36 protein-coding genes and 1 CRISPR repeat array are annotated in these 26,132 nt (G+C 27.3%); of the genes, 34 read left to right on the top strand and 2 right to left on the bottom strand.

All coding sequences use genetic code 11. The features are described from left to right. Positions 1-23 precede the first annotated feature (23 nt). Positions 24-716 (top strand): ParB/RepB/Spo0J family partition protein, encoded by a 693-nt coding sequence (locus B2694_RS15305; RefSeq protein WP_346886479.1) that lies wholly within the window; start codon positions 24-26, stop codon positions 714-716. A 236-nt stretch (positions 717-952) separates the two neighbouring features. After that, the gene (locus B2694_RS15300) at positions 953-2,278 is read left to right on the top strand and encodes a transposase (RefSeq protein WP_346886478.1); all 1,326 of its coding nucleotides are present in this window, start codon (positions 953-955) and stop codon (positions 2,276-2,278) included. 218 nt (positions 2,279-2,496) lie between these two features. After that, positions 2,497-2,850: a CRISPR direct-repeat array (repeat unit 30 nt; unit sequence GTTATAATATAACAGGAGATATATTTAAAT). Positions 2,851-3,026: 176 nt separating this feature from the next. On the opposite strand, the gene B2694_RS15295 is transcribed toward B2694_RS15300, so the two are convergent. Together B2694_RS15295 and B2694_RS15290 are read right to left on the bottom strand one after the other, a co-directional pair. Continuing rightward, the gene (locus B2694_RS15295) at positions 3,027-3,569 is read right to left on the bottom strand and encodes a hypothetical protein (protein WP_346848182.1); all 543 of its coding nucleotides are present in this window, start codon (positions 3,567-3,569) and stop codon (positions 3,027-3,029) included. Between the two features lie 46 nt (positions 3,570-3,615). Beyond that, the gene (locus B2694_RS15290; protein WP_346886477.1) at positions 3,616-3,825 is read right to left on the bottom strand and encodes an LLM class flavin-dependent oxidoreductase; all 210 of its coding nucleotides are present in this window, start codon (positions 3,823-3,825) and stop codon (positions 3,616-3,618) included. A gap of 361 nt (positions 3,826-4,186) precedes the next feature. On the opposite strand from B2694_RS15290, the gene B2694_RS15285 reads away from it, so the two are divergent. The 32 genes from B2694_RS15285 to B2694_RS15130 form a co-directional block, all read left to right on the top strand. Further along, on the top strand, positions 4,187-4,468 hold the full coding sequence (locus B2694_RS15285; RefSeq protein WP_346886476.1) for a hypothetical protein: 282 nt from the start codon (positions 4,187-4,189) through the stop codon (positions 4,466-4,468). 116 nt (positions 4,469-4,584) lie between these two features. Then, positions 4,585-5,481 carry a hypothetical protein gene (locus B2694_RS15280; protein ID WP_346886475.1) on the top strand — a complete coding sequence of 299 codons (897 nt, stop codon included), beginning with the start codon at positions 4,585-4,587 and terminating at the stop codon, positions 5,479-5,481. Positions 5,482-5,577: 96 nt separating this feature from the next. Beyond that, a complete protein-coding gene (locus B2694_RS15275) occupies positions 5,578-6,198 on the top strand; it encodes a hypothetical protein (protein ID WP_346886474.1) in 621 nt (206 codons plus the stop codon). Positions 6,199-6,754: 556 nt separating this feature from the next. Next, positions 6,755-7,021, top strand: a complete 267-nt coding sequence (locus tag B2694_RS15270) for a hypothetical protein (protein ID WP_346878997.1) — start codon at positions 6,755-6,757, stop codon at positions 7,019-7,021. Positions 7,022-7,127: 106 nt separating this feature from the next. After that, positions 7,128-7,292: a hypothetical protein gene (locus B2694_RS15265; protein ID WP_346886473.1), complete on the top strand. Its 165-nt coding sequence runs from the start codon at positions 7,128-7,130 to the stop codon at positions 7,290-7,292. Positions 7,293-7,310: 18 nt separating this feature from the next. Then, on the top strand, positions 7,311-8,960 hold the full coding sequence (locus B2694_RS15260; RefSeq protein ID WP_346886472.1) for a DEAD/DEAH box helicase family protein: 1,650 nt from the start codon (positions 7,311-7,313) through the stop codon (positions 8,958-8,960). 791 nt (positions 8,961-9,751) lie between these two features. Further along, positions 9,752-9,925, top strand: coding sequence for a hypothetical protein (locus tag B2694_RS15255; RefSeq protein ID WP_346886471.1), 174 nt, complete (start codon positions 9,752-9,754; stop codon positions 9,923-9,925). 56 nt (positions 9,926-9,981) lie between these two features. Then, entirely contained in the window at positions 9,982-13,146 is a 3,165-nt protein-coding gene (locus tag B2694_RS15250; RefSeq protein ID WP_346886470.1) for a hypothetical protein, read from the top strand. 340 nt (positions 13,147-13,486) lie between these two features. Beyond that, complete coding sequence (locus B2694_RS15245) at positions 13,487-13,933, top strand: tetratricopeptide repeat protein (protein ID WP_346886469.1); 447 nt, start codon at positions 13,487-13,489, stop codon at positions 13,931-13,933. A gap of 300 nt (positions 13,934-14,233) precedes the next feature. Continuing rightward, positions 14,234-14,824 carry a hypothetical protein gene (locus B2694_RS15240; protein ID WP_346886468.1) on the top strand — a complete coding sequence of 197 codons (591 nt, stop codon included), beginning with the start codon at positions 14,234-14,236 and terminating at the stop codon, positions 14,822-14,824. A gap of 17 nt (positions 14,825-14,841) precedes the next feature. Beyond that, on the top strand, positions 14,842-15,210 hold the full coding sequence (locus B2694_RS15235) for a hypothetical protein (protein ID WP_346886467.1): 369 nt from the start codon (positions 14,842-14,844) through the stop codon (positions 15,208-15,210). A gap of 59 nt (positions 15,211-15,269) precedes the next feature. Further along, the gene (locus B2694_RS15230; protein WP_346886466.1) at positions 15,270-15,767 is read left to right on the top strand and encodes a GIY-YIG nuclease family protein; all 498 of its coding nucleotides are present in this window, start codon (positions 15,270-15,272) and stop codon (positions 15,765-15,767) included. A 57-nt stretch (positions 15,768-15,824) separates the two neighbouring features. Continuing rightward, entirely contained in the window at positions 15,825-16,073 is a 249-nt protein-coding gene (locus B2694_RS15225) for a hypothetical protein (protein ID WP_346886465.1), read from the top strand. Positions 16,074-16,091: 18 nt separating this feature from the next. After that, positions 16,092-16,250, top strand: coding sequence for a hypothetical protein (locus B2694_RS15220; RefSeq protein WP_346886464.1), 159 nt, complete (start codon positions 16,092-16,094; stop codon positions 16,248-16,250). 4 nt (positions 16,251-16,254) lie between these two features. After that, complete coding sequence (locus B2694_RS15215) at positions 16,255-16,470, top strand: hypothetical protein (protein ID WP_346886463.1); 216 nt, start codon at positions 16,255-16,257, stop codon at positions 16,468-16,470. Between the two features lie 4 nt (positions 16,471-16,474). Continuing rightward, a complete protein-coding gene (locus B2694_RS15210) occupies positions 16,475-16,780 on the top strand; it encodes a hypothetical protein (RefSeq protein WP_346886462.1) in 306 nt (101 codons plus the stop codon). Beyond that, positions 16,780-16,965, top strand: a complete 186-nt coding sequence (locus tag B2694_RS15205; protein WP_346886461.1) for a hypothetical protein — start codon at positions 16,780-16,782, stop codon at positions 16,963-16,965. The genes B2694_RS15210 and B2694_RS15205 overlap by 1 nt, the downstream gene beginning before the upstream one ends. A 16-nt stretch (positions 16,966-16,981) precedes the next feature. After that, entirely contained in the window at positions 16,982-17,203 is a 222-nt protein-coding gene (locus B2694_RS15200) for a hypothetical protein (protein WP_346886460.1), read from the top strand. Between the two features lie 2 nt (positions 17,204-17,205). Next, on the top strand, positions 17,206-17,370 hold the full coding sequence (locus B2694_RS15195; RefSeq protein ID WP_346886459.1) for a zinc-ribbon domain containing protein: 165 nt from the start codon (positions 17,206-17,208) through the stop codon (positions 17,368-17,370). Between the two features lie 11 nt (positions 17,371-17,381). After that, positions 17,382-17,585 (top strand): hypothetical protein, encoded by a 204-nt coding sequence (locus tag B2694_RS15190; RefSeq protein WP_346886458.1) that lies wholly within the window; start codon positions 17,382-17,384, stop codon positions 17,583-17,585. Beyond that, complete coding sequence (locus B2694_RS15185) at positions 17,582-17,755, top strand: hypothetical protein (protein WP_346886457.1); 174 nt, start codon at positions 17,582-17,584, stop codon at positions 17,753-17,755. Before B2694_RS15190 ends, B2694_RS15185 begins: the two co-directional genes overlap by 4 nt. Then, on the top strand, positions 17,752-17,928 hold the full coding sequence (locus B2694_RS15180) for a hypothetical protein (protein ID WP_346886456.1): 177 nt from the start codon (positions 17,752-17,754) through the stop codon (positions 17,926-17,928). The genes B2694_RS15185 and B2694_RS15180 overlap by 4 nt, the downstream gene beginning before the upstream one ends. A gap of 149 nt (positions 17,929-18,077) precedes the next feature. Further along, a complete protein-coding gene (locus B2694_RS15175; protein ID WP_414632738.1) occupies positions 18,078-18,569 on the top strand; it encodes a phBC6A51 family helix-turn-helix protein in 492 nt (163 codons plus the stop codon). 248 nt (positions 18,570-18,817) lie between these two features. Then, positions 18,818-19,465, top strand: coding sequence for a recombinase family protein (locus B2694_RS15170; protein WP_346886454.1), 648 nt, complete (start codon positions 18,818-18,820; stop codon positions 19,463-19,465). A gap of 2 nt (positions 19,466-19,467) precedes the next feature. Next, positions 19,468-19,677 (top strand): hypothetical protein, encoded by a 210-nt coding sequence (locus B2694_RS15165; RefSeq protein ID WP_346886453.1) that lies wholly within the window; start codon positions 19,468-19,470, stop codon positions 19,675-19,677. A gap of 59 nt (positions 19,678-19,736) precedes the next feature. Beyond that, complete coding sequence (locus tag B2694_RS15160; RefSeq protein WP_346886452.1) at positions 19,737-21,449, top strand: hypothetical protein; 1,713 nt, start codon at positions 19,737-19,739, stop codon at positions 21,447-21,449. Positions 21,450-21,474: 25 nt separating this feature from the next. After that, on the top strand, positions 21,475-22,788 hold the full coding sequence (locus B2694_RS15155) for a phage portal protein (RefSeq protein ID WP_346886451.1): 1,314 nt from the start codon (positions 21,475-21,477) through the stop codon (positions 22,786-22,788). 79 nt (positions 22,789-22,867) lie between these two features. Beyond that, a complete protein-coding gene (locus tag B2694_RS15150) occupies positions 22,868-23,767 on the top strand; it encodes a minor capsid protein (RefSeq protein WP_346886450.1) in 900 nt (299 codons plus the stop codon). A gap of 73 nt (positions 23,768-23,840) precedes the next feature. Next, complete coding sequence (locus tag B2694_RS15145) at positions 23,841-24,506, top strand: capsid assembly scaffolding protein Gp46 family protein (RefSeq protein ID WP_346886449.1); 666 nt, start codon at positions 23,841-23,843, stop codon at positions 24,504-24,506. Between the two features lie 125 nt (positions 24,507-24,631). After that, positions 24,632-25,435 carry a N4-gp56 family major capsid protein gene (locus B2694_RS15140; protein WP_346886448.1) on the top strand — a complete coding sequence of 268 codons (804 nt, stop codon included), beginning with the start codon at positions 24,632-24,634 and terminating at the stop codon, positions 25,433-25,435. A 69-nt stretch (positions 25,436-25,504) separates the two neighbouring features. Further along, positions 25,505-25,795, top strand: coding sequence for a hypothetical protein (locus B2694_RS15135; RefSeq protein ID WP_346886447.1), 291 nt, complete (start codon positions 25,505-25,507; stop codon positions 25,793-25,795). 14 nt (positions 25,796-25,809) lie between these two features. Then, positions 25,810-26,132, top strand: a 323-nt coding sequence (locus tag B2694_RS15130; protein ID WP_414632737.1) for a hypothetical protein, incomplete at its 3' end; no start/stop codon positions are given.

Raw genomic sequence — 26,132 nt, 5'->3', positions numbered from 1 at the left:
AACGTATAAGAAGGAGAATGAAAATGGAGCAAATAACAAAAATATCAATTAATACTCTAAAGGTTCATCCAAGAAATACTGAATTTTTTGATGATATTGAAGGAGAGCAATACATAAAATTTAAAAAATCAATAGAAGAAGATGGGATATTAACACCTCTCATAGTAAGTCCAGACATGACAATAATAAGTGGTCATCAAAGATATCAAGCAAGTAAGGATTTAGGTATTAAATTAATACCAGTAATCATTAAAGAAGATTTAATTGACGAAGATGAAAAGCTTAAAAAACTTCTTGCAACAAACTTTGGGAGATTAAAGAACGACCCAGTTAAACAAGGGAGAGTGTTTGGTGAGTATGAGAAATTGTGTGGAGTAAGACAGGGAAGTGCAGGAAATTCCCAAGGTCAAATTGACCGTCGAACACAATCTGATATTGCAAAAGAGCTAGGGGTAAGTGTAGAAACTTTAAAAAGATTGAAAAGATTAAATTCACTATCACCCGACCTACAAGAATTAATAAGTGATGGTACAGTAAAGTACACTACAGCACTCTCTGTATGGTCTAAATTAAGCCAAGAAGAACAATCTAAACTTATAGAAGATTTAGGTCGTGATAAAATAAAAACTCTTACACAAAAGGCTACAGAAGAATTATTGAATAGGTACTTAAAACAAGCTAAAGGGAGAGAAATCTCTCTTTTTTTACGCTCATAGATGAGATTTATATAATTAAAATTATACCTTTAAAATTGTACTGTATTAAGAGGTATATATTGGGGGTTGGAAGCATTGAAAATATGCAGTTTTAAAAGCCAAATAAGTAATAGAGAAATAGGAGGATTGAATAAAGGAATTATCTTAATTATAGTCCTTTTTATTTTTGAAATATTTAATTGTTAATGCATATATTTATATATTTTACATATCCTATTTGCGTAGGAGGAGATTAAATGAATAAAAGTATAAAAGTTGTATTAAACAAATGCTTAAATAGAGATATGAAAGAGGTGAAAAAAACAATAGGTGACATGCAATATAAATATGGTAAAGCATATAATATAATTACTAATTATTTGTATTTATGGGATACCAATATCATGAATTTAAAGAATTTATATGATACGAAAATAACAGAAAAAGATATTTTAGGTAAATCGAAAAGTGCTTGGATAGAAAATAGAATGAATGAAATTATTGATGGAGCATTGAGTAGTAATGTAGCACAAGCAAGACAAGATGTAATGAATAAATATAATAAATCTAAAAAGGATGGTTTATTAAAAGGCAAGGTTACCTTGCCAACATATAAACTTGACAGTAAAATCATTATTCACAATGTAGCATATAAATTAAGGAATCAAGATGGTTATTTTATAGAAATAGGACTTTTTAACAAGGATAAACAAAAGGAATTAGATGTTAAAAGAATAGATTTCCAAATTGATAAACTTGATAATAATAAAAAGGCTACAATAAACAAAATATTAAGCGGAGAGTATAAACAAGGTTCTGCACAATTAAGCATATCCAAAAAAGATAAAATAGAGTTAATTATATCTTATAGCTTTGAACCGCAAGTAAAAGAGTTGAATAAAGATAGAATTCTAGGAATTGATTTGGGAATTGTAAAAGTTGCAACAATGAGTATATGGGATAATAATAAAATTAATGAATATGGCGTAAAAGGTGATTGGGAGTGGTTTAGTTGGAAGGCGAATGTGATTGATGGTGAAGAATTGATTAAATTTAGACAAAAACAATTCAACATTAAAAGAAAGAGACAGGTAAACAAGAAATATGCAGGGGAAGGAAGAATAGGTCATGGATATAATACAAGAGTTAAAGGTGTAAATGATAGTTATGTAAGCAACTTTGTAGACACATACAACCACAAGATAAGTAAATATATAGTTAACTTTGCAGTAAAAAATGATTGTGGAGTAATCCAAATGGAAAATTTGAGTGGAGCAACTTCAAATGTACATGAAAAATTTTTAAAAGAGTGGAGTTATTACGATTTACAAGAAAAAATAACATGCAAAGCACAAGAACAAGGAATAGAGGTTATTAGAGTAAATCCTATGTATACATCTAAAAGATGTAGCAATTGTGGATGTATTCACGAAGATAATAGAAATTGTAAAGAGAATCAAGAAAAATTTGAATGTGCAATTTGTAATCATAGGGAAAATGCAGATGTAAATGCTAGTAAGAATATATCTATTCCAAATATTGATATAATAATTAAAGAAACAGAAGTAGTAAAATGTAGTTAAAAAATAATAGAGGTTGATTTGCCAACCTAAATCGAGAAGTGAATGCATAAAATATATTGATATTACTATATTTAAAGGTATTTAACACTCGATAATCCACCACAAGTATTTTACTTGGTAAAGGTTAGTAGGGGAGTTGCTAAAAAGCATTGGTTCTACTGCGGTATATCTCATTTTTAATATTTAAATGTATTTTAAAAATTAGGTATTTTGCTAACGTTATAATATAACAGGAGATATATTTAAATTCATCTATTATTAATTTATCCTTAATTATTAATTGTTATAATATAACAGGAGATATATTTAAATAGAAGTATAGTCATCCAGATGTTAATGCACAGAAGGTTATAATATAACAGGAGATATATTTAAATTCCGTACCCAATGATGATGAATGTGTATTAAATGCGTTATAATATAACAGGAGATATATTTAAATCAAGAGTGTATAATTGAAACTTATGGATACTCTAAGGTTATAATATAACAGGAGATATATTTAAATTAAGTTGAGGATATAAATTTGTATCCGTAGGTTTGTTATAATATAACATGGGATATGCTTAAATAATGTAAGAAAACCATAAAATATATAATGGTATAAACTACGTGAATACTAGTATAGAAATGATTAAGAGAGCTTAACGGCTCTCTTTTTTTATTGAAAAGAAAAGAACGTACTATTTAGTACAGCCTTAATCCTCATCTACATATTCTACTTTAGGTATAAAATGTGATAATAACTTTATATATAATATACATCAGTTCGAGCTATTTCTATCATAGATTGATAATAACCAATTACATATTTTGCATATACTTCTTTTAGCTTATCATACAAGTGTTTACCAGCAGGAAATTCAGTCCAATATTTATTATCATCAATATTATATGTTAACTCTTGATTAAGTGCATCACGCATAATTATCAATAACTCTTTTTCAAATTTCATACTATCTATTCTTCGGTCTGCTAATAAATCATCGATAAGAATAATAACATTACTATCTCGTAAATCTTCATCCATTAGATTTAGAACATAACAGCTTAATGCGGTAAAGCAACCTTGATTAACTATATCTACAATACGTTGCAAATCAGGGCTTTTGAGTCTTTCTTCAACAATCTCACACATAATATATTTATCATAATCAACATGCTCAAAATCGATATTATGTACAATACCCCAGTTAGATGCTATATCATTATACATCCAAAAAATTTCTTTACTTGTATCTACGCATTCATAAAAGTTTTCATCTACTATTTGAAATGGCACTCTACTCACAAGAAATCCCCCTCTACATTATAGTTAACATATAAAATTTCATATATTAATCTTTCTTAATCCACTTTATATCATATCCTATTATATTAGCTATCTCTAAAATTTCACTATATTTTAAACTTTCTTTTCTTATCTTATTACTAAGATTCTGCATAGTGTATTCACTACCATTTCTTTTATTAAGTTCTTCAGCAATTCGAGTGATGCTCCACCCACTAGAAACAATATAACCTTTAATTTCTTCTTTCAATCCCAATTAAATCACCTCCATATATATAATATACAATATGATTTAATTATGTGCAAATGAATTTAAAAATAAACCTATAAATTTAAAAATAAGTGTTGACATATTAAACTAATAGGTTTAATATTAAATTATGGATATGATAATTAAATAGAATAATTTAAAAAACAAGGGGATGGGGAAATGATTATTAACTTAAATGATTTTAAAAAAAGAAACTACTAGCAGAAATGAACAGGGATAGAGAAGCATTGGATAAACTGCTAGAAGATTTAGCAGAGCAAACAAATGATGAAATGGAAGAATTGTACCGAGACTATTACAAAAATGATGATGGGATATATTAAATAAAAATAGGGGGAATAGAAAAATGAGTATTATAAAAAAATTTGAGGAAATTAAAGAAATTATAGATTGTTTCTTAGTAAATATTTTAGAGAATGAGGACAACTTAGTATTAGATAACCAAGAGGAAGATGAGGTTGTAGTATTTAACACTAATATTAACTGGTATTGGAGCAATAGAGACAACTTAGAAATACATATATGGGATGGACAAAATAAAATATTATTACCAGTTACAGAAGTTGCAGAAGATGAGGATAGTTTTGATAGAATTTATGTAGGTAATTTACTTTTAACAGTAATGTAGAGTTTAAGATTTTAGAATATGCTCTTTGAAAATTAAATAGTGCGGTGTTATAAAATATGTTATAATATGGATGAAATATATATAAGATAATGGGGTAATTGGAGGAAAAAGTTATTATGGTTGATAATAATATGAATTCTTATAATTTAATTAATGGAAATCAACTTGCTGAACAGGCTAAGAAAGCTTCGGTTCAATATCAAGGTATTAGTGAAAAAATGGCTAATGCATTAGAAGAAAATATTAAGCATTATAAAAAATTACCAGAACAAATTTCTCATATGTGTAAGTACTGGAAGGATACTACAGAGAACCTATTAATAGAAATAGAAAAATTACTATACGAAATCTCACATAAAAAAGGAAGAAATACGTTTTTAGTTATTTCTTTTTTAGAGAGTAATCCTAAGTTTTTAAATCCATTTATAAGTGACGGTGTGTGTCCTCCTATATTCTATATTTTGAAGGGCATGAAAGTAAATGATGCAATAAATTATGATAATAAATATAGAGATGCAATATGTATTGATAACTTACTAAGTGATAGTAATCTAAAAAAATATTATGTTGAAAGTATGAATGAGTGGGTAGATGACGAGACAGAGTTACATATTAAAGAGTTTATAAAAGAAATTCAAGCAAACTTTGAAAATGAGTGTTTATATGCAACTACTTTAAATTTATTTACATTAATAGAATATAAAATTAGAAAATCTGCAGAAGCAACAGGAAATAGCATAGGAGATAATGAAATAACTAGAAAGATTATAGAAACTTTAAAAAATAATTGTTTCAATAAGGGAGAAGATTCTCAGTTTGATAGATTGTTTGTTACATTTTTTAATAATAAGAGTGAATATTATATATACAAAAGCACTTTAAAAGACCCAACATTTATAACCAGACACATATTACATGGGGAAAGATTAGATTTGATAAATAAAAAAAGCATGATGAGTTTAGTGTTTCTTACAGATTGTCTATATAAAATGCTTATTGATTATCAAATTTGATATTATAGTCATTAATACTGTATGATTCGAAAATGAATTTATGATATTTGTTATTTTCATGAATTGTGAAATGAAAACATTAGGAGGATAATAAAGATGGCTAATTGTAATAAACCCAAATATTATGAATGCTATGCGAAGATTGTACTTGAAGAACTATATCCGAAAGAATTTGTAAATCTTAAAATGGAAGATAAGCCAGATTTACAAATGGAAGATGGAGAATACGGAATAGAAGTTACTAATTCAGTAGATAAGAAACAATTGGAGGCAGAGAGGCTATATACAAAAATTTCAAATAATACGGCTCGTAATAAAAAGGGAGCATTGGAAGAGATAAGGAAGTGTGGATGTAAGTTAGAGAATGGTATTCTGAGTTCATCTGGTACAGATTCATTTAATTTTATATTATCAGCTTTTGATGATAAATTAAATAAATTGAACAAAGACTATATATGTTTTGAGAGGAACTGCTTATTTATTTTTTCAGATATTTCTGCAGATGATAGAATGATAATGGAAGCTATTCAAGATATGCAACAAAGGCAAATAAATATGGAAAGGCAATTTAATGAGGTTTTTGTCTTAGTTCCAGGATATTCTTATCGTTTGAATTTAGATATAGGTAGTTATGAAAGATATCCAATTGAATCTGAACGTCAAACAGCTTACAATAACAAGACTGTGAACTTGTTAAAACATATGAGAAAACATTAAGTTAGTTGAATATAGTAGACTTTTAGATACCGTACTATTCAGATATGGATATGCGGTATTTTTGTTTAATCAAGAGGTAATAAATACCTAAAATAAAATCCAAATTTTAACACAATTAAAAAAGAGCAGTTAAATAACTACTCATGAATAACGTAATTTGACGAACGAAAATAATACCATATATTTTAAAATTATGGTAAACTAGGAATAGACACACAAAATACGTATTAATACAATTCTATTTAAAAATTTAAATAACTGATTAACACGGATATTTTATAGAAAAAAATTTTTTCTTGTAAACAACCTTTATATTTAACTGATAGTTATATAATACAGTATTTTTACAGGAGTGTCAACAGAATTTAATTATATAACCTTAAGAAAATTTAATGAGTGATTGCAAGGGTTTGAGACTGTGGAAATAATTGTATTTATTACCTTGAGAGAAATAATAATAGGTTGATTTTGTACCTTCGTAAAAAAGGGTACAAGCATGAGTCTATTATAGATTTAAATTTAAGGGTGGTGACCTGCACTAGAAGGAGAATGTGGTATGAAAAATTCTGAGATTATTAACGAACTAAAAGAAAGAGAGTATAACCGAGAAATGGAAATTCTACAGAAAGTTGAAAGTGTTAACAAATTGGATGAATACACAGAGATATTATGCAGTATAGGAAAAACTGAAAGACTTAGTGATGCATTTTGGGATGAAGAAAATAGGAGATACAATTTTTTACTTGATAACGAAATAATAAACAGTGATGAAAATGTAAAGGATGAAACTATAAGAATGACTTTAAACTTATTAAGAAGTTAGTAACAAAACTAAGTACATAATTTATGAGGTTATTAAAACAGTACAGAGATGCTGATATATCTTTATTAAATTTTACCTTAAATGAGATAAGAAAGGATGTGAGGATATGGAAACTATTGAAATTGTGAATATTAAACAAGTTAGTATGTACATAAAACATAATGTAAAACCATTAGATATTTATTATGGAAGAGATAGGTTAGTATTTTTATTTAATAAGGAAGATACTAGAGAAGTTTATGATAAGTGGTGTAAATATGAATTAAATTAGAAAGGTTGTGAATGAGGTTTGAATAAAGAAGGATTAACGTTGACACAGGCAATGGATGAATTTAATAAAAAGTTTGCTCTTGATACATTAAATATAATAAATGCTCCTGCGGGAAGCGGAAAAACATATTACATATTTAATAAGTTTTTAGAAAATACATATAGATACATAAACTATGGAAGTAAAAAACAATACATAAATGAACTTAATAAAATTTTATACATATGTGATACAACAATGCTTAAATCTAGCGTTTTGAAAGAGACAGAAAACAAAGGTATTACTAAAATACTAGAAAAAGGTGACTTGAAAAGAGCCATGAAAGAGAATACGTTTGAAGATATGTTGGAGGGGAATGTAGGACATATAATAGTTATTACTTATGCATCCATGTCATTTTTATTAAAAAGTAAAGCTTGTAAATCTATAATAAATAGATACTTTGAATGTATCATAATGGATGAAATACACAATCTATTTAAGTATGCAAATAGATTTGACAATGAGGAAAATAAAACCTATGAAACCATAATAAATTATTTGCCTACATTGGCACAGAATTCATTAATGATAGGCATTAGTGCAACTCCTAATAAAGTTTATCAGGGGTTACAAATGAGGGAATTATGCGTAAGTTATACAACTTTATTTTCTTCAAAGGAAGTAAAATCAATTAAAAGATATACAAATAAATATATTTTTAGATTTAACCATGCAATAAATCAAGTTAAATGGCTAGGAACTATTAGAGAAGAATTGTTAAAAAAGAGCTATAAAATATTAATTTACACTAATACAGTATCTTGCTGTAAAAAATATAAAAAGATGCTTAACAATTATGGATACAATGCAGAGTGGCTATGTTCTGTTAATAATACTATAACAGATGTAGAAACTGGTGAGATTAAAAAGAGAATGAGTAAGAAGCAAATACAATTAAAAGACAAGCTTTTAGACGATGGTATATTGCCAGATGACATAGATGTTTTAATAATTAATGGAGCATATGAAACTGGATGGAATTTAAGAGATGAAAAAGTACAAGTTGTAATTATAGATAGTCTTGAACAAGATACTCAAATACAAGCAAGAAATAGAGTTAGAAACAATATAGAATATTTAAGAATTAAAGTGGCAACTGATTCGAATGGTGAAATTTTAGAATATGACCAATATAAAAATACATACCCAACGGGTGAATGTGTAAGTCAGATTATTCTCGCAAGTTGCATAGAAGATAAGTATATAGGAGTGAAATTATCATCTAAAGATAAAAGATATTTAGTTGAAAAATATGCAATACAATGGTCAGATAAAAAATATATTAATTGGAATACATTTAAAAAAGATTTAGATAAATGTGGATTTATTGTTAAAACAACTAAAAAAGATGGTACTTATATTTATAAGAAAAATAAAGTTCCAACTATTAACAAAGAGGAAGGTGTAAAGAGAATGAATAATGAAGAAAAGTTAATACATTGGATAGAAAATGATTGGGATAAAAAGCGAAGAGCTATAGAGGATATTAGGGATATTTTAGATATAGGTTCACGTTCATTCAGCAGAATTATAAACAATGTTAAATTTCTAGAGTTTCTAAAAGATAATAGATTAAAAATATCTACTATCAAAGATGGAAAAGTTAAATATCTATATAAATATTAGTACCTTTTTAGGCTTTAAGGTTAGTCATATCAACGGTTTACAAGAATTTAGTAGACACAATGGTGCAAAAATAGGAAGTCTATTATATATAGAGATGCTATAAATGCACCTTAATGTCTAGTAAATTTCTCTAAAGCTAGTAATACCAATGGTTTGAGGGCTAAAAAGGTATAAAAAGAAAGTGAATTGTATTATCACCAAGGGGTTTGGGGTGTAGGGGTGAATTTAACAATGTGACCGAGTTCCGAGGGAGCGTTTTAAAGAGGGGAAACCCCAACTATATAGTGTCCTGTAAGGATATTAAATAACAGTCTTTACTTGTTCGTTCTTTTACCTTTTGTATAACCATCCTAGAGGAAAAGTTTCGGTAAACCTCAACTATAATTCCTCTAGCCTAGCCGACAAAAGGTAAGCCACGAAGACAAACCCAAAACGGCTCAATACAATTTACTTACTATTATAACCCCTACAAATGGCTTATATAGGTGGCATAAATAGACTACCATTCAATCTTATTAGAAAAGTGAGTAAATGTATTATAAACATAAAAAGAATGGATTGTAGAGCTTATAACCGAACTAAACTTCGGAAATAAAATATTAATAACGTGTAGCTAGGAGTGACACGTTTGTGAGTATGAGCAACACGTTGTCGGAAAACACGACAGGTAAAATTAGTAACCGAATTAGTTCGGTAGCTAACTCAAGGATGAAATATCCATAAGAATACAGGTCGTTTGAAACGTCCTCAAATAAAAATAACATTTTAATAGAAGGGAGGTTAGATCCAAAATGAAACGTTACATAAAAGTATTCAGAAAAGACATAGCAACAACACTTATAAAAGAAAATTACATATTACTCAGGACAGAACCTAACAGAAATAACATAAACATATCTGTTTTCTTATTTGAGGAATCAGAAGAATTAAAAAGTAGACTTGATGAGCTTATACATAGTAATTAGTACATATTAGAGAGAAATATCAAAAAAATAAAAATTATCGAAGGAGTGTAGAAAGAATGAAAAACATAAAAATAGAAGATTTGAAAGAAGGATTATACATACCAAGTATAGAAGCGTGTTGGCTATATAAGGAAAATAAGGAAAAAGGAAATTATGAAGTCAAAGAGGAGTTTTTAAAAAAATTACTTAGAGGTAAATTAGATTGGTGTTATGAACTAGCAATGTCAAATTTACCAGAGGATATAGAAATTAAAAAAATGGATAATGGTAATCTATATACATTAGATATTATAAATGTAAAATATAAAAAAATATATAAAGGAAAAGATGGAGAGTTGAGTAGTAAGAAGTTAAGAAATTGGAGTTATGCAGAAAGAACCATTAGTATAGACAAAGATATGCTTATTGAATGTAGAAAAATTAAGTCTCTAAGAAAGAATAAAGATTATAGATACAGTACCTCTTTGAATTTTAATAACAATGAAATAGTAAACTGGAAGAGAAGTGGTGGTAAAGCTAGAGTAGGACAAGACTTATTTATTAAAAAGGATATATGTAAAAAGGCACTAGATTGGAGCAGAATGGATTTGCAATATACAGGTAAGGTAGATATAGCAAGTATAAGAGCCTATGAGAGTTTACCTTTAAGTAGCATTATGGAAGAACTTATAGAAATTAATCCAAAGAATATATTAGTTGTAGAAGATTTTGAAAGTGTATTCCCCTGGAAAATGAGTGAAACATGGCTAGAGGGTAAAAAACTTGAAACAGAAACAAGAGAAGTTATGGAATCAAACTCAATTTGGGATGGGGAAGGACTTTTAAGTAAAAAGATATTTGATAAATATGAATGGCTTAAAGAACATGGAGTTGCACTTTTAAGAAATAGATTTTTAAAGTGTGCAGGATTCAATGCAGAACTTGAGGAGTTTTATAGTTGTTTCTGTGATAGAAACGGTTATAATTATGAAACTTATGAGCTTAAGGATATTTTCGGTAACCTAATTAAAGTAAAAGATATAGAACTAATAACAACTCCTAGCAGTATAAAAATTAATAAAAGTAATAAACAATGCGTGGAATGGGAAGATGCTGAAGGTAATAAGCCTTATGAAAAATATGGGGATAAAGCATGGTTATATTATTGGAGAGATAAAGCTGATAATAGATTTGGAATTGCAAAAATAGATAAGCCTAGCCACTTAGAAGATGGGAGATATCAAAGGCTTAGCTATCAGATGAACAACACAATTCCATATAAAAAGGATGAAATGAAACAATTAGTTAAACCAGAAATAGAATATATTAATAGACTTAAAAATGACTTAGAATTTTTTATGGCTGAGGTTAATAGTCCTACAGAAGATAATTATTTAAATCCTACAGAAGATGAAAATGAAGATTTGGAAGTAGATAAAAGTATAGATGTAAATAGTGCATTTGTAGAGTTGGTTAAAAGAAATAATGATTTTCAGCATACTCAGGTATTTAAAGATTATAGAAGGAACTTTATAAATAGTTATATAAACACTTTAAGAAAAGGTAAAGTTAAGATTGAAGGTGATTACTGTATTGCCTGTGGTAATCCATTGGAATTATTGTATTCTACAGTAGGAGAGTTTAATGGTGATAGCCTAAGCCTAAAGAATGATGAATTATACTGTGCTAGATTTGAAGATGGTGATGAAGTTGTTGGATTTAGAAACCCGCATACTAATAGTGGTTCGGTAAGTGTACAAGTTAATAGAAAGATAGATGAACTAGAAACTTATTTCAAATGTACCAACAACATAGTATTTATAAATAGTATAAAATATCCTATTTTATCTACATACTCAGGCATGGACTTTGACATTGATTCCATACTATTAACTAAAGAACCTATTATATTAAATGCTTGTAAGAGAATAAAGAAAGAAACAGATGGAGATGAATTCATAACCCCTATATCTGTTAATAGAATTAAAAATACTGGTGATAATTTAGCGGTTATGAATGGTACAAATATGGCTAAAATAGACCATATAATAAGTCAAAATTATATTGGTGGAGTAGTTAATCTTAGCCAAGAAATAAATAGTCTAATGAATCACTTAATTTATAATAAAAGTTATGATAATGAATATATTAATGAATTGTATAATAGGAGCAGTAAATTAACCTCTATCTCTAATGTCGAAATTGATAAAGCTAAGAAACAGTTTGAGGATTTAGATGTACCTAAGGAATTAGAAAATATGAAAGCTGATTTATCTATGGTTGATGAAAATGAAATAAGAGGTCTTAGAAAAGATATAGAGATATTAAAAGAAGAATTACAAAAATTAAGAAAAGAAATATTAAAAGATAGAAGACAATTAAGAAAGCCAATATTAAAGCAAATAAGAGAAATTAAAGAAGCAAATGGTGATAATATCAAAATCCTAGAATTACAAAATGAGATTGAAGTTATTAATATCTATAGACAAGGTGAAATGATTGATTTTAAAATTCTAATTTCTCAGAAACGTAAACAAATAAGTAAATTAGATAGCAGAAGATTAAAACCAAGATTCTTTAAATATGTGGGAGATAATGAAAGTAAGAAAGCTAAGAATAAAGTTAATAAAAACTATAAGAGAAAACTATATAAAGAAACCATAGAAAAATATGCAATAGAAAAAGGTATTACAATGCAGAAGATTGATAAAAAGGATAAGGAATTAATTAAGCTGCTTAAAGATATGGATAAAAAATATGAAGAATGGAAAGATAGAATATATGTAGAAATGGATACACCTATGGATTGGCTAGAAGCAGAAATTGATACTGTTAATAATAAGAAAAAAGTAGGTACTGTGCAAGTAATACAGTTAATTAAAAAGAGTAAGCATAGTGCAAATGAAAATATCATTAATATGGTTGTAGATTTACTAAAAGATTTAAATGACACTATAAATAGCTATAAGGCAAATGAGGAATTATCTTATAAAGATAGAGGTAAAAATATTAACTATGTAAAAGAAGAAACTATAGATACTTTAAAGAAGATTAAGATAACAAAAGCCGACATGACAGGAATATTAAAGAGATGTCTTAATACTGTTAAGAAAAATGGGAAGGTTAAAAAGAAAAGTGGAATAGAGTCTTTAACCTTAGAAATATTGTTTAGTACATACGGTAAAAAGTTGTTGGATATGTTTGTGAAAGGGGGAGATTCTCAAGAGAAAAAAGTGGCTTAAACATAGTGGTAGTAACGATTTGAGGCACATAGGTCATTATGCTTTAATAGGGAAGAGAGTAGATAGTAAATTGAAATCTTCTCTACTATATAGTAATAGTTATTATAATTATAACTATAATTGTTTGTTGGAACAATGTAAAAAATATCAACTAGGGGAAGGCAAAATCCTTCCTCTTTATAATTTTATTTTTTATTTAACTTAAAACATAATTACCTAACTATATTATATATCATATAAAAGTAAAGTTCAATACTTTTCATAAAAATAGTTTTCGACAAATTAAAGGGAAATGTGAGTTGTTTGTAGAAATGTTAATTTGTGAGAGGTGGTGAGAGAGATGGATAAAATGGAAAAGAATATAGAATACTTAATGAAAGAATATTTACAAACTGATGACAGATTAAAGAGAAATAGTATAATTCCTATATTAGCTTATGAGTTTAATTATTATATGGATTGTCTATCAACAGATTTGATAAGAAATAACCAAAATGATAATGAAATATGTTATAAAGTATTCTTGAATTGGTCAAAATTTAATTTTCAAATAGCAAAAGATTATGATAGAGCTTTAAGTGCTATAGAAAAAGCTATTGAAAATGCAGATAAATCAAATAATAAAATAATAGGTGAACTTTATTATTTAAAGTCTAGATGTTTAACTAAATTAGGAAAATATGAATCAGCCTTAAATTTTATTAATAAGGCTTTTGAATTAGGGTATTGCAGTAAAGAAGAAGCACTTATGGATTTAAATGAAATAAAATTAGGATTAAATATATAAAGATACCTCATGAGGATTCCAATGCAAGGAGTCCTTTTATTGTGCAGATTTTTAAAGATTGTAAATTGCATATATAAACATGTATGTATTATACAGTTTTTAATAACTGTGCTTTTAATAATACACTTGACAGTAGTAACAACCTACTATAAAAAGTTGTAATTGTGCTAGATTGCTCATGAGTTTTTGAAGGGTTTCTCTAAAAAATCCTCACCTTTCAACCGATATTTAAGGCTCTAATGCAGAGTCTTTTATTATATAAAAAAATAAATTAAATGAGAAGAAAGAAGGATGTAAAGAATGGAAAAAGAAGTATTTGTATTAAGTTGTAAAGTAGACGGAAAGACTATTGCAGAAAAAGCCATTAAAGAAATGAACTTAAATGTAAGGATGGAGAAAAATAAAAAGGGGATTGACAATATGCTAATAACTAAAGAAATCGCTGATAATTTATCTTTAGAACTAAGAAGAAAAGTTGATTGGTTAGTTGACAGTGATAATGTAGCTGAATTTCACATTTATTATAATAATAGTAATTATAATTATGATGTTGTTAAAATTAAATTATTAACATGGAGAGATAGAGAGTATTTAGAAATAAAAGAGTACATAGAGCTTATTAAATATGTGTTAAAAAATGAAATGTATACTACTTATAAAGCATCTACGTTAGAGAAGGTAGTTGTAGATATGTTAGAAGAAAATGAAACTGAGGATATATACATATTAAATGGTTTGTTAACAAATGGAGATTTAGAATTTTGTTTAAAAGATATCAAAGAATTTCATGTATACAACGACGAAGAATGTATCATGAGAATTTATAATGAACTAGATGGATGGTATGTAATAGATTTTTATAATGGAACTATTGAGGAAGAATTGAAGTAGAAAGAAGGAATACATATATGTTAACAATGCAAGAATACATAAAAGGAATGGATAAAGATTATTATACGGAGAGTTGGAAAAATATGACTGCAAGGGAGCAACTTGAAAAATATTTGTATTATATATTAAACTTAGATTTTGGAGATGACTTCTTTAAAGTAGAAACTATAGAAGAATGTATTAACAATAATAAAAAAAGTTTAGATAATCCAGAATTTAAAGATATAAAAAATATAATACTAGATACTATTGGAGAATTAGAGAAGTATAATGATAAAGGTTTATTCTGTAAATTTGTTATGGATGTGGATAGTTGTTTACTAGGACAATGCTATGTTGTATTTACAGAAAAATATGAGTATATAAACTATATTAGTGTTATTTAAGAGTGTAAAATTAATTACACTCTTTTATTAATTTAGAAAGAGGTGTAGAAAGAAAGAAAATGAAAAAAAGAAAAAATGAATGGTACGAAAGAAATAAAGATAATCCAGAGTTTAAAGAGAAAAAAAGAAAATACTTTAAGAATTACTATGAAGAAAATAAGGAAAAATGGAAGGAATACAATAATAAGGATGCGTTTATTTGTGTCTATAGGTTAGTTGGTTTAGATGGATTAGAAATACTTAGAGTTGGCAGTACATCAAACTTAAAGACTAGAATAGCCAACTACATGAGTGGTAATGTGATAAATGTTATAAAGTTAAAAGAATGGTTTAGCTTATTAGAGTTAGACCGAATAGAGTACATATTGTGTAGTGACCGAGAAACCGCATACTTAGTCGAATATAATCTTATACAACGTTATAATCCAAAGCTTAATATTGCAGAAAATTTAGACATGGAAAAATGGGATGAAGATGTAGAAGATTTATGGCAGACTTGGGAAGGATTAGATTATTATAAGTGTAAATATAAAGCTATGTGCAATGAGGATTTATAATATTTTTTAATTCTCAATTACTAATGAAAATCAAATAATAAAAAAGAGGTGAAAGAAATGATTAAATTTAAGAGTAATAAAAAGGCAACATTTTTAAAATATTTTGGAGTAGATATAAGACCTATATTAGATAAAGATACTAATACAGTTTTATGGATGGCTAATGAAAATGATACTAAATATGGAGATGTAATAGCAGATTATGTGGATTGCACCAGAGGATATAGAGAAGTGTATTTAGATTATACAAAGTGGCTAGAAACAGAAAGAGAAATTAAGGATTTAATACATAGAGCAAGATTATAGAAAGAGAGGTATAGAAAAATGATAGAGATAATAGTAAACATATTAACTTTTGTGATGTTTATAGCACTAGTATTTATAGAAGCCTGTGGAATACTTGCAGTAGTAAAGCTAGGATTTATTGGAATGGAATATATAGATAAAATAACAGATAAATTAAAAAAGAAAGTAAGAGGATAAAAAAATGAATAATAAAGAAATTACATATAGAGAAGCAAAGAATTGTTTAGAAAGTTATTTACATAATAATAGAATTTTAGCAAATTTGATTCCAGATTTGAACAGTTTGACTGAAAAAACTATAGATGCACTGGAGAATGAAGATGAAGAAGTGTTTGATTTATATTTTAAGAGATTATGTGGGTTTGCAGAAAAATTAAAGAAGTACATGGAGGTATAGAAAAATGGAATATATAAGAATAATTTATAAAGACAAGAGTAGAGAGATAAAAGAGTTCACAACTAAAGAAGAAATGGGATTATGGATAGTAGATAATATGGACACTATAGAGAATGTGAAAAGAGAAGATATGTCAACCAAAATTAAAATTAAAACGAAGGATGGTAAAGAGATGACTAGAAATATAAAAGATGAAAAGGCTAGTATTTTAGAAAATATAGCAACTATGTGCGATGATATTCAGCTAGAAGAAGAACGTATAAGAAGCATTAATATTATAACTCCAAGCATAGGTAAATGGAAATGCTAATGAGTAAATGTGAATCTGATAAGTACAAGCACTATAATTATGAAGTCAATGGAAGTCAGGATTATTGGATGATAGTTCATGACATAAACATATTAAAAAATAAATATGGAAACGACCACGTACATAGCCTTGAGATAGAAGATAAGAACAAAAACATAGTTGGAATAATAGTAGAAATATATTAGAAAAGGAATTGATAAAATGATAAATAATAAATATTATTTTCTCCTGAAGAATATTAGAGAGCTAAGACGTAATTATAAATATTTAGATATAGACCAGAAACTAAGATTATTAGACCTAGAGTTAAAATTAGAAGGCAAGAATATAAAATTTAAAAAAGAATTTAAAAGTAAAAGTGTTAAGAGAAAAGAAAAGCATGAAAATTATCTTAAAAATAATAAAAAGAAAGTGAGTAGATAGATATGGAAAATAAAAAAGAATTAGTAGGCAAAGAAATAAAATGTAAGGAATGTGGATATGTATTTATATTTGCAGATTATGAACAGAAGTGGTACGAAGAAAAAGGATTTCCAGAACCCAAGAGATGCTATAGATGTAGACAAGCTAGAAAAAGAAAAAGTGTATAAGGAGTGTAAAAATGATGGAATTAGGATTATTGTTACTTAGTATAGTAATTATGTTTATTATAGTTGTTATGTGGATGGTAGATAGAAGTAATTTACAAGATACTATTTATAAATATGAAAGAAAAATTAGTTACTTGGAAAAGGAGAAGTATCACATTTATAGTAAAATAGATGATTTAAAAAGTATATTAAAAAATAGAGGTATATTAAAATGAAGGTAAGAAAGTATTATCATCATGTTTATACATTTATTAATGATACTGATTGGAAAAAGTATTGGAGTGACATAGAAGTATTTAAAACTGAATTTGGTGAGGATAATATTGTATATTATAATGCTGATAATCATGGATTCATTACTTGTGATGTTGAGGTGAATATATGAGTGAGATTAATAAGACATATAAACATGAATATTTTTATAGTAATGATATTGAGTACATAAGAGCATTAGATGAGGTTAAGAGGTTTAATAATAAGTTTAGAAAGCATAATGTGATAACTTATAATGATAAGGATAAAAGCATTTTGAGAGTGTGGGTAAATATAATAGAATAAATAGTAGATAGAGCTTATTAATGTTATGTTAGTAGGTTCTTTTGTGTTATTTATTTTTTAGCAATAATAATTATTGTTTAATAGATAATATGTATACTATATATTGTGGTTAATACGGGTTTATATACTATATATAGTATATAGAATAGATGAAATTGTATTGTAAATTTGTAAGCAAAATGGAGGTGATAATAATGGCATTAACAGAAAAACAAAATGAAGTTATAGATTTATTAATCATGGGAAACCTTAGCAAAGAGAAGATTGCAAAGCAGGTAGGAGTAGCATCAAAGACAGTTTATAATTGGTTAAATAATAGTGGTGAATTTAAGGCAGAACTGCAAAGACGTACAGAGGTTTTTAATGATAATAGAATGACAGAAGCACAGAATAAATTATCAATATACTTAGATATGGCTATTAGAAATATAGCTGAGATAGCTAATGACAAAGACAATCCAAAGAGATTTGAAGCTAATAAGTATATAGTAGATAGAAGATTAGGTAACACTACAACTAAGATAGAGCAATCTAATGGTGATAGTAATAAAGAAACAGAGATTAAAAATATGGATGATGTGTTGGCAGAGATAGAAGAAGATAACATTATTATTCCTAGACCAAAGACTAAAGGTGCTTAGTTTAATATTAGTATCATAATGTATACTTAATGATACTATAAAATGATAACCTAATTAAGCCATTCATAAAGGGTAAAAACAATTTAAAAAGTATCGAAAGTATATGTTGACATTTTGATACCTCAAGAGTAGAATAAGGGTAGAAAGAAAAGATAGAGGGGTGTACTTCTAAAATATACCCCTTGTAATTTGTGGTGGTTAGCTACATAAAATTTTTTATAATTTTTAAAACTCAAGGAGGTGTTAAAATGCTATACTTTGCTTATCATAGAACGTCAACCGCAGACCAGCATTTAGATAGAGGTATAAAGTCAATAAATGATTTTATACAAGATAGAAAAATTAGTCTTCATCATTCAATTTTTACTGACCAATGTACTGGAAAAAACTTTTCAAGACCAGGATACAAAAGCATGAAAGAAGAAATGCTATTTCAAATTAACCAAGGTAATGAAGTATCATTAATAGTTACTGAATTAGATAGACTTGGTAGAAATAAGCAAATTACATTAAATGAAATTAGGGATATGCAATCAAGGGGTATTAGATTAATGGTTTTGGAAATACCAACTACATTAATTGAATTACCTAATGATAATAATATGTCTAAAATGATGATGGAAACTATAAATAATATGCTTTTGGAAATGTATGCTTCATTTGCTCATGCAGAAATGGAGAAAAGGTCTAAAAGACAACGTGAAGGAATTGAAGCTAAAAAAGCTCGTAACGAATGGTCGGATTATGGTAGACCAAGAGCTTTAGATTTTAATAAATTTAGTAAAGAATATAAAAGAGTTCTTACTGGTGATATTAAACCAACTGAGTGCATGAGATTATTAGGAATAACTAAGCCGACATATTATAGATATAAAAAAGAATATGAGGGGAAATAATAATGAAAATTGGAATGAGAAAACCATCTATAAAGAAGTCAATTAAAGCCAGAACTACAGGTCAATTAAAAAGAAAAGTCAAGAAAGCTATTATACCAGGCTACGGTAAAAAAGGTATGGGATGGATTAGAAATCCTAAGAAAGCTATGTACAATAAAGTATATAGAAAGACTACCTTTAGTATTTGGGATTTATTTAAACTATTCAAGTAGAGAGCCTATTTATATAGGTTCTTTTTTAATGCAAAAATTAAATGAGAGGAGGAGTAGCCGTGATTAAATATAAAGGTAAAGAATATAAAACAGAAGAAGACTATGGAATTAGATTAATAGCAGATTATACATATAAATTTTTAATAGAAGAAGAAGGCTATGAATCCGAGGAGGCTTTAAAAAAAACTAAGATAATACTAAATAATCACAATCAAAATCTATTTAATCAAAATGGATACGCATATATATTAGGCTCAAAGTCATTAGAATTTTTCTGCATGTACTTCTTACATAATATATACGTAGGAGAAGATAAAGCAGAAATAGCAATAATACATAGAGAAATATGGAAAGAGATAGAAGAAGCTGTATTAAAAAATAATTATGATAAATTAGAATATCTACTTCCTAGAGGTACTGGTAAAAGTACATTTATATCATTAGCTTTAGCGATTTGGTGTAGTGTATATAAGTATAAGACTTATACTGTTATAGCCAGTGCAGTAGGAGATACAGCAGAAACATTTATTAGAAATATAAAGATAGCTTTAGATGGTAATGATAGAATAGAAAAATCTTTTGGAAAGCTCTATGATATAAAAAAGTGTACTGTTAATGCTGAAAAAGTAGAATTAACCAATCACACAATGATTCAATCTATATCTGCTTCATCCACATTAAGAGGTAAATCTTATGCTAACCATAGAATAGAATTATTACTACTAGATGATTACCAAAAAGATGATGAAATAGCTACACAAGACCAAAGAGATAAGAAGTGGAAAAGATTTAATGATGATGTTAAATATGCTATTCAGAAGGGCAACTGTACTATGGTTGCAGTGGGAACGGTACAGAACAATGATTGTTTTTATAGTAGACTTAAAAATTTACCTACATGGAGAGTAAGACATGAAAAGGGTGTTTTAGTTGATAGTGTAGATAAATTATTTAATAGTGGTTTATGGTTAGAATTTCATAATATCTTATTTAATAAAAAAGAATATGGAGAAAATGCACTTGATTATGCTAAAGAATTTTATTTTCAACATAAAGAAGAAATGCAATATCCTTTACTATGGAGTGAATATTGGGATTGTTTAGATTATGCAATAAGTTATTATGAGAATCCAATTTCATTTAAACAAGAGGTACAAGGTGATACATCTTGTCAAGGTGAAAGAAGATTTAAAACATTAATCACTGAAAGTGCAGAAGAAATAGAAAACCACAATTTTAAGACAACAATTCTATGTATTGACCCTGCCAATAGTAAATCTAACAAAGCTGACTATAGTGCATTTTGTGTAGGTTCTAAAAGTGATACAAATATAAAATATATTAGAAAAGCTATAATAGGTAGACTAGATAGAGATGAATATATAAAGAAAACTATAGAGATATTAAAAGATTATCCAGATATATCATATGTTTGGATAGAGAAAAACTTATATATGGGGTTTGATGTAGATAAAATTAAAGAAGGAATTTCAGAAGATATAAGTTTAAAAAATAGAAAAATAGAATTTGAAAATACTATGCAGAGGTCAAATAAATTTGATAAGATTGATGGAATTTGTGGAGAAGTCAATCTAGGACAAGTTATTTTCAATGAAGAGGATACTGAAGCAATAGAACAAATTAAAGAATATGTAGGTGCTAAGAGTGTACACGATGATATGCCAGATTGCTTGGCTGAATGTGTACAAAGACTAGATAAAATAAAAACTATTAGTAAGATAACTTTATTACATAGAAGTTGTCTTTTTTAATGCAAAAAAATAGGAGGTGAAGTAAATGTTATATAATAAAGAAATTGCTGAAAAGATGTACAAGAAATATAAAGATAATCAAAAAATATATCAAAAGATGCAAAATTATAAGATAGGAAAAACAGATATTGTAAATGATTATGTTAAAACCGATAGAAGTAACAGAGTGTTGCAAGATAACTATATTAAAACATTCATTGCTGAAGAAGTATCATTTATGGTAGGAATGCCAATAACTTATAGTAGTAAAAGTGGTAATAATGAAATGATAAAAGAGATAAACAATAATGTTTATAATGAAATACTAGATACTGAACTAGCTGATACTATGCTAACTTTTTCTGAAGCCTATGAATTATATTATATAGAAGGTGAGAACGAGGAAAGAGAATTTAAGATTAGTACATATACCCCTTTAAATTCTATAGCTTATAAAAACCAAGCCAATGAAGTTGAGATGTTTATGTACTTTTATTATAAAGATTTGGATGATACTTTATATATGGACGTTATAGATGATGAATATATATATCATTTTGATGAAGATTTTAAAGAGGTGGAAGAGCCTACTCCTCATATATTTAAAAAGTGTAGTGTTGGAATAGCACCATTACCCAATGGTATAAGTGACACTTTATATCACAATATCAAATCTCTACAAGACAATTATGAGTTATTAATGTCCGATTGGAGTAATGAAATAGGTGATACTAGATTAGCTTATTTGAAAATGATAGGTACAGATATAGAGGATGAAGATGCTAGAAAGATGAAAGAAATGGGTATATTACAAGTACCTGAAAAGGGTGATGTTGGATTTTTAGTAAAGAATATATCATCTGACTTCTACAATACATATAGAAATATTATCAAGGAAGATATTTATAGAGTGGCTCAACACATAGATAATCAGACTCAAATTCAATCTAATACTTCTGGTACTATGTTAGCTACAAGAATGAACTGTTTGAGAATTAAAATTACAACTCAAAACCAATGTCTTGTAAACTGTATAAGAACTAGATTGAAGTTTCTATTTAAATATCTTAATATTTCTAACGGTGCTAATTATAACTATAAAGATGTTATTATAATGCCACAATTAAACTTGCCTAGCAATGATGTGGAAACTGCTCAGATAGTAAGTCAACTTAATGGTAAACTGTCTATTCAGACTGGATTAGAGAGGTTATCAAATGTTACTAATGGTAGAGAAGAGTTAATAAGGAAGCTTGAAGAAGATGTGTTAATAGCAGAGTATCAGAAAAAGATTAATGATATCTTAGAGAGTGGTCAGATTGACCTAGATAATATAGATGAAAATGAGGAGTTGATATAATTGAAAAATTTTAAGAAGTTCTTTAGAGGATTGATAAATTATTGTATCCATTATATAGAATTAAAAAGGATATTAAAAAATGAAAAAAGGAATAAGTAAAGACCAACAATTTTATATTAATCTAACTGAAGAATTTAATAAAGAATTATATAACATATCAGATAATGAAATTAATAAAATTCTAAATACACAAAGGAAAGACAGAGATACTTTATTATCAGAAATAGGTAAAATAATATTAACTTATACTGTAGCAGATAATATATTAGATTTAAGCAGCCATGAAAAAATTAAACTTAGTAAGAATCTAAATAATATTATAAGTGATATATTTAAAGCTCAAACAAAAGATGAAATATCTAAAGCCAAGAATATATTAATTTCTATAGGATTAGATAAATATTATTCTAATTCCTATACATTATCTTTAGGACTTGATTTTAAACTTAAAAAAGTCACTAATAAAACACTTAATAGGATAATTAAAAAAACTATTAAGGGCAAAAATTACAGTGATAGAATTTGGGATAATAAAAACAAAGTTGCTAAAGCTCTAAGAGTAGAAATTAAGAAGTTCTTGAATGGAGAAATAAATCTGAATGAAATTGAGAAGGTAATTAAAACTAAATTTAATAGCAATGGCTATAACACTAAAAGGTTAGTTCAAAATGAAACTAGCAGAGTCATGAATCAAGTCAATGAAGAATTTCAAAAGGAGCATAATATTGAATATGTTATGTGGTCAGCTACACTAGATGATAAGACAGAAGATTATGATGCTAGTTTAGACGGAAAAGTTTTTAGAGTTGATGATGATAGTAGACCTATGCCGATTGATGATACTCATATTGGATGTAGATGTTGTTATATTAGTTTACCTAGTGCAAATTATAGACCATCGAGGAGATTAGATAACAAGACTAAAGAGAAAATAGATTATAAAACTTATCAAGAATGGAAATTAGAACAAGACCTTTAAAGGGTCTATTTTTATGTAAAAAATTAATACTTTCTAGGTGGAATACTAGGAGGGCGAAAGGAGATTTTATAAAATGAAGAAAAATGAATTATTAAAGTTAATAGAAAGTTTAGAGGATGAAGCAGAAGTGCTTGATACTTTAAAAGAACATGAAGAAATAAAGTCTTTAGCTAAGGACTTTAATGTTAATGAAATAGCATTAGAAGACTTTACAAAACTCTTGCAAGAGAATCCAACTATAAAAGGATATTGGACATCTGAAAAAGATAGAGCAGTATCTAAAGGTGTTAATACTTTTAAAGAAAACAACCTTCAAAAACTAATTGATGAAGCTATAAAGTCTAAATCAAATGAAGGTAAAACTCCAGAGCAAATAGCATTAGAAGAAATTCAAAAGAAGTATGAAGCTATGGAAAAACAAATGAAAATGAAAGACTTAGAATCTAAATATAAAGATACTTTAAGTGAAAAAGGTTTAGATACTAGACTAATGAAATTTATCTTATCTGAAAATGAAGAAGATATTACTAAAAATATAGAGTTCTTTACTGATATAATATCTAGTAATACTAATTTGAAGGTAAATGAAAGATTGAATAATGCTAGTTATAAGCCTAAAAACAACAAAGACTTAAACATTAAAACTATTACTAAAGATGAATTATTAAATATGGGATTTATTGAACAACAGAAATTTGCAAATGAAAATCCTGAACAATATGAAGAAATAATGAAGTAGGCAATTAGGAGTGTTGAAATGATATATACACAATTAATTGTCTTTCTTTATGTCTTTTTAAAAGTTTGAATTAGACGTTAAAGAAAAATAACTACTATAAAATTAAAAAGGTAGGTAATTATAATATGGCAAATACATTAATTAATAACAAAGTATTAGGTGAAGTAATAGGAGCATCACTTCCAAATAAATTAAAATTCGCTCCTTTAGCTAAAGTAGATACAACTCTACAAGGACAAGCAGGGGATACTATAACCGTTGAAAAATATGGATATATTGGTGAAGCAGTTAAGGTAGCCGAGGGTGGACAAATTCCAACTTCAGACTTAACAATGACTTCTCAAGACGTAAAAGTTGTAAAAGCAGGTAATGGATTTACATTAACTGATGAAGAAGTTGGAAGAAGAGGACAGGAAGTTGTAAATGAAGGAAAGTCTCAACTAGAAAAATCTATACTTGATGGAATTGACAGTGATTGTTATACAGCTTTAAAAACAGCTAGTTTAACTAAAACATGTGTTGCAAAATTAACTTATGATGACATTGTAGACGGTGTAGGTTTATTCGGTGAAGAAGATGACGAAGCAAAGGTATTATTTATATCACCAGAACAAAAGACTGCTATGTTAAAAGACCCAATGTTTATAAGAGCAAGTGAAATGGGAGACAAAGTAGTTATGACAGGTGTTATCGGTGAAATAGCAGGATGTCAAATCGTTGTATCAGGAAAAGTTAAAAAGGTAACTAATAAATTTACTAATGTAATTGTGAAAGCAGGAGCATTAGGAATTAAATTAAAGAAAGCTACAAACATTGAAGAAGACAGAGATGCAGGTCATGCAAAATCAACTTGGTATGGAACTCATCACTATGTAGCATATCTTGCTGATGCAACTAAGTGTGTAAAAATAGTAACGACTGAAGCTTAATACATAATTAGTAAAGGTAGGGGAATAATCTCCTCTACCCTATCTTTTATATGAGAGGAGATTGATAAAATGTACACCGATTTAGAATTAGAAACAATAGCAATAAATTCTATTAAAAATTACTTGAATGTTGTAGGTAAAGAAAAATGGACAGATGATTATATTAAATCTAATTATATTATGGCAATTAAAGTAATAATAGATAACTATAAAAATATGATTGAAGTTAATAATGGAATATCTAATATTAGCTCTATTTCTCAGGGAGGACAATCTATTAGTTTTAATAGTAACTCCAATTCTTTTATAAGTGAAGAAGTTAAATTATTACTTCCTAGACCTTTTATTAGGCTTTATTAGTAGAGGTGAATGATATGATATTTTTTAAAAATAAAACTATAGAAACTACTATCAAAACTAAAGTGAAAAATAATATAGGACAACTAGTAGAAGGTTATAAAAAAGATGGAAATAGCTATAGAGTAAATGTGCAACCGATGGATATTAAAGCTATTAAATATACATTTGGTGAAGATATAATAGCAGATTTTCAGATGTATTGTGATGAACTTTTAAACGTTAAAGATATTATTGTTTTAGATGATAAGACCTACTCCATAGAGAAAGCTATCCCATGGAATACATATAATCTATATGCGATTAAATCCGCGGATGTTGAGACTAACTATATGAAGTC

It is taken from the genome of Clostridium sp. UBA4395 (genome assembly GCF_002390995.1).
GTDB lineage: Bacteria > Bacillota > Clostridia > Clostridiales > Clostridiaceae > Clostridium_J > Clostridium_J sulfidigenes.
This window is presented reverse-complemented; position numbering and strand designations above follow the sequence as displayed.